Origin of the sequence: Microbacterium sp. ISL-103, assembly GCF_018613995.1 — a bacterium.
In the GTDB taxonomy this organism is placed as follows: Bacteria; Actinomycetota; Actinomycetes; order Actinomycetales; family Microbacteriaceae; genus Microbacterium.
Genome location: NZ_JAGGPD010000320.1, coordinates 1 through 4,552, shown reverse-complemented (window position 1 = coordinate 4,552; position 4,552 = coordinate 1). Strand labels below are relative to the sequence as shown.

Here is a 4,552-nt window from a genome sequence, read left to right as displayed (position 1 = left end):
TCAGGCCGTTGTTGACATCGCCGATCGTGACCTCGGTGATGCCCTGCGTGTTCTCGCCGCGCGCATCCCACCCCACGTGCATCGCCACCGTGTTCACCGACCAGAAGCCGTCGGGATGGCCGTCCGCCGTGCGGCGCTGCACCGCCCAGTCACCCAGCGTCGCCGGGTAGTGGGTGTGGCCGCTGAAGACGACGGCGTTCGGGTAGTTGCCGAGGATGCTCGTGAGTCGGTCGTTCATCAGGTGATGGTCGTGGTACCAGGGGATCCACGAGGCCGAGACGGTGTCGCCGAGCGGGAAGTGCGTGTTGACGATCACCTGCGAGCCCCGTGCGGTCCAGTGCGCGAGGCGCTCCTCGAGGAATGTCACCTGCTCGTCGGTCATCGCGACATCGGACGGCCCGCTGATCTCCTGACCGATGGTGATCACGGGGACCTGACCCCCCGGACCGCTGAGCACGTACTCGGCATACGCCCTGTCGCGCTCGGCGAACGCGAGGAACCGCTCGAAGTTCGCCGCGAAACCTCCGCTCGCATATCGCTCGTGGTTGCCGATCGACGCGACGGTGGTCTCGGGGCGGATCGCGGTCGTGTTCTCCATCACCTGGTAGATCTCGTCCCATTCGGTCGGTGTGCCGGAGTTCACGAGGTCTCCGACGATCAGCAGACCCGCGGGGTCGGGCGCGAGCTCGTGCAGATCGTTGAGACCGTGTTCGAAGTCCTGCGGGTGACCTTGGATGTCCGACACCGTCCACAGCGTCGTCGACGCCTCGTCGCTCGCGAGCGCGCCCTGGCGCACGGTCACCGAGTCGATCGCCCAGTAGCGGGCGCCGGCATCCGCGGCGTCGAGCTGCCACTGGAACCGCACCTCGGCAGCACCGGCAGGCACGTCGATCGCGATCTCCTGCATGTAGTTCAGCTGCAGCGGGTCGTAGCCGTCGGCCACGGATGCGGAGTCGAGCCGCAGCACCTCCGTCCAGTCGCCTCCGTCGAAGCTCGCACGCACCACACCTGTCTGCGCGGGGGCCCCGCGATAGTGGCTGTCGAACGAGAGCTCCAGCGGGCGCAGGTACTCGACGTCGACCGCGGCGCTGGTCAGCGTCGACGAGAAAGGCTGCGCTCCGAACTGCTGGGCGTCGGCGACCGCGAAACCTGCGAGCGGGCGGGCGAACCGTGCACGCATCTCGTCGATGCTCGCCGTCCACTGGTCACGCGTCGTGGCGGACCAGCCTCGATAGGCCGCGGTTCCGACGCCGTCCATGGTCGAGGCGGACTCCACCGACCATGTCTCGGGCACCCCGGCGTCGAACCCCTCCCGCAGCAGCACTCCATCGGTCGCGACGCCTGTGGTCACGGGCACGATGTCGACGGGGGCCGCCGGATCGCCGGGGCTCAGCTCGCCGCCGGCAGCGCTCACGGTCACGGTCTGCTGCGTCGCGAGAGGCTCGTAGCCGTCTGCGGCGAGGTACCAGAGCGTGTAGACGCCGGGGGCTGCGGGAACCTCGAGTTCGACCGTCCCCGCGGCTGTCGGGGCATACTTCCAGGAGACGGAGACCTGGCCGCCGCCCCCGGGGATCTCGCCGTCGCGGTAGAACCCGATCCAGTTCGTGTCGTCGGGTTTGTCGGTCGCGTACTCGATGCGCACGGTGCTGCCGGCGACGAGCGCGCCGGTCGGGACCCGGAACGACGATTCGGCAGCAGCGAGCACCTCGTGCGGCACCGGCACCGCCTGTGCGCTCGCGGCGATCGGGCTGGCGACCAGCACGGCAGACAGTGCGACACCGAACAGGGCGACGCCCCTCATCGGGGTCTGAGGTCGGGAGGGATGCATGGGTGTCGTCCTTTCGAGACGAGTGGGCTGATGTCTCGAGCGTCGCCGCGGACACCCAACCGCGGATGCACGGAAGGTGAACGGACGGCCACATCCCGCCTCCCCGACCGGATCCTGCTGGACGCGTGCGCACAGCAGTCCACCGCGGTGAACCCGACGGGTCGGAGAGACCGGTCGGGGGCCCGCCTCAGTTGGCCTGCCTGGTCAGAGTGGTGCCCTGCAGCGATGCCTGCACCTGGAACGACATGGTGTCTGCCAGATATCGGTCGTCTCCCGCTTCGATGGCGCGACCGTCTGCCGCGTAGCTGACCCGATTCACGCGGAGCAGGGGACTCGACCGTCGCACCTCGAGCAGTCGCGCATCGTCACTGGCCGCGGCGATGGCATCGATCGGGTGTTCCCCGTGCACCATGCGCACCCCGTGGCGCTCTTCCAGCGCACCGACGACCGACGGCTCCTCAGGCGACAGCGCTTCGATCATCGGAGCGATCCATGCGGGGTAGGCCGTGCGCTCGAGCATCACGACGCGCCTGTTGAGCATGCGCAGTCGCACGCCTTCGAGCACGTCGCCGGCGCGGGACCCGCCGCGCAACTGCCTCGCCTCGAGCGCTGTGGGGGCCCTGCGGCGCTGCGAGACCACTCGTCCCCCTGGCTCCAGCCCACGGCTTCGCGCCCACTGCGCGAAGGAGCGCATCTCCGAGAGCCGTTGACTCTGCAGTGTGGTGCGCACGAGCCAGCCCGATCCGCGGCGGGGCGCTATCGCTCCCTGCCGCGCGAGCAGCACGAGTGCGTTGCGCACCGTGCCGCGGGAGACTCCGTAGCTGAGGGAGAGCTGTTCTTCCGGCGGCAGCATCCCGCCCTCGTCGAACGCCCCATCGATGATCTGGATGCTCAGATCACGCGCGATCTCCCGATAGCGATGCATGTGGCCTCTCCTCTCCCTCGCCCTGCAGAGCGGGCACACCGCCGTCAGCGTATCCGCGCTCAGCGGCGGGAAAAGCTCTCCACTGCCGTCGATCTGCACATCTGCCGGCACCTGTCCATCGGGTTTCACGTGCCGGCCACGCGGTGTTCACCCCGAGTTCGCTGACGGATTCCGCACTGCGCGTCTCGTCCGGTCGGATGGGCTGAGCGATCCTTCCCGGTCGCAGACCGGAGGACCCTCATGCCCGACCGCACGCCGAGCTCGGCCGACGCGCCACGACCCGAGTGGGCCGTGCTCAGCGACATGGACGGCACGCTTCTCGACACCGAGAGCGCCTGGCTCGTGGTCGTCGAGGAGTTCGTGCGCCGGCACGGCGGCACGGACGACCCCGCTCTCGTGTCGACCTTGGAGGGGCTCGACCTGCACCGCGCGGCGGCAACCCTGCGCAGCCGCCTGCCGCTCGAGATGACGACGGCAGCGGTCGCGGAAGAGCTCGATCGGCGGTCGCTCGAGGCGTACGCCGACGGCGTCTCCTGGATGCTCGGCGCTCGATCGCTGCTCGATGCACTGGTCGCCGCACAGGTGCCGCTGGCTCTCGTCACCTCGTCTCCGCGGCACTGGGTGGAGCGATTCGCGCAGACCGTCGATCTCTCGGTGTTCGATGCGATCGTGACGGCGGACGACACGGCGCGCACGAAGCCCGCGCCGGATCCCTACCTTCGCGCCGCCGAGATCCTCGGCCTTCCCTCGCACCGATGTGTCGCGCTCGAGGATTCCCTCGTCGGTGCCGCATCCGCGGTGGCCGCGGGCTGCGCGACCGTCGTCGTCGGAGACGGTCCGCGCGTTCCCGCGACCTTCCAGGTCGCCTCGCTGACCGCTGTGGATGTCGGGATGCTGCGCGCGGTCGCCAGGGGATCGTCGCCCTCCTAGGCTGGACGCATGATCCGGGAGTTCTTCGAGGGTGTCCGCACCCTGCTGCGCGGCTTCGGCACGTGGCGGCGGCGACCGGGGCTGATGGCCCTGGGACTCGTACCCGGCCTCATCGCCGCACTCGTGCTGCTCGCCGGGCTCGTGCCGCTGGCTCTGTCGCTCGGCCCTCTCTCCGACGCCCTCACCCCCTTCGCCGACGGCTGGATTCCCGCCTGGCGCTCGGTGCTGCGAGCAGCGGTCGGCATCGTCGTCTTCGTCGCCGCCCTCGCCCTCGCGAGCGCCGTGTTCAGCGCACTCGCCCTCGCGATCGGCGATCCGTTCTACCAGCGCATCTGGCGTGCCGTCGAGTCGGATCTCGGCGATGCGCCGCCCTCCGACGGCGGCGGCTTCTGGATGGCGGTCGGCGAGGGCCTCAGGCTGGTGCTGCTCGGCATCCTGATCGCGATCCTCGTGCTGCTGCTGGGGCTCCTCCCGCTCGTCGGCGGCGTTCTCGGCGCCGTCTCCGGAGTCGTGCTCTCGGGGCGGATGCTGGCGCGCGAGCTCACCGGCCGAGCCTTCGACGCCCGCGACCTCAGCCAGGCCGACCGGGCGCTGCTCTTCCGGGGCAGCCGCGCGCGAGTGCTGGGCTTCGGCGTCGCGACGCAGCTGTGCTTCCTGATCCCGGGGGGCGCGGTCGCCGTGATGCCCGCCGCCGTCGCCGGCGCCACGACACTCGCTCGCGGCATGCTGCAGCGAACGCCGCTGCCCCCACCACCGGCATCAGGAACTCGCTGATGCCCGCGGGCGACACCGTCTTCCGCACCGCCAGACGCCTCGCTGCGCTGGTCGGCGGCGAGGTCACGCGCTTCGACCTGAGAGTGCCCCGTTTC

The 4,552-nt window shown here is 70.2% G+C and carries 4 protein-coding genes; 2 read left to right on the top strand and 2 right to left on the bottom strand.

Annotated elements, in window-relative coordinates:
• Positions 1 to 1,828, bottom strand: a 1,828-nt coding sequence (locus tag J7E68_RS12195; RefSeq protein WP_215172934.1) for a metallophosphoesterase, incomplete at its 3' end; no start/stop codon positions are given.
• A 187-nt stretch (positions 1,829 to 2,015) separates the two neighbouring features.
• Positions 2,016 to 2,753: a GntR family transcriptional regulator gene (locus J7E68_RS12190; protein ID WP_215172932.1), complete on the bottom strand. Its 738-nt coding sequence runs from the start codon at positions 2,751 to 2,753 to the stop codon at positions 2,016 to 2,018.
• Positions 2,754 to 2,993: 240 nt separating this feature from the next.
• Here J7E68_RS12190 and J7E68_RS12185 point away from each other — a divergent pair, with 240 nt between their 5' ends.
• Positions 2,994 to 3,683 (top strand): HAD family phosphatase, encoded by a 690-nt coding sequence (locus tag J7E68_RS12185; protein WP_215172930.1) that lies wholly within the window; start codon positions 2,994 to 2,996, stop codon positions 3,681 to 3,683.
• A gap of 9 nt (positions 3,684 to 3,692) precedes the next feature.
• Positions 3,693 to 4,457 carry an EI24 domain-containing protein gene (locus tag J7E68_RS12180; RefSeq protein WP_215172928.1) on the top strand — a complete coding sequence of 255 codons (765 nt, stop codon included), beginning with the start codon at positions 3,693 to 3,695 and terminating at the stop codon, positions 4,455 to 4,457.
• Positions 4,458 to 4,552: the final 95 nt, after the last annotated feature.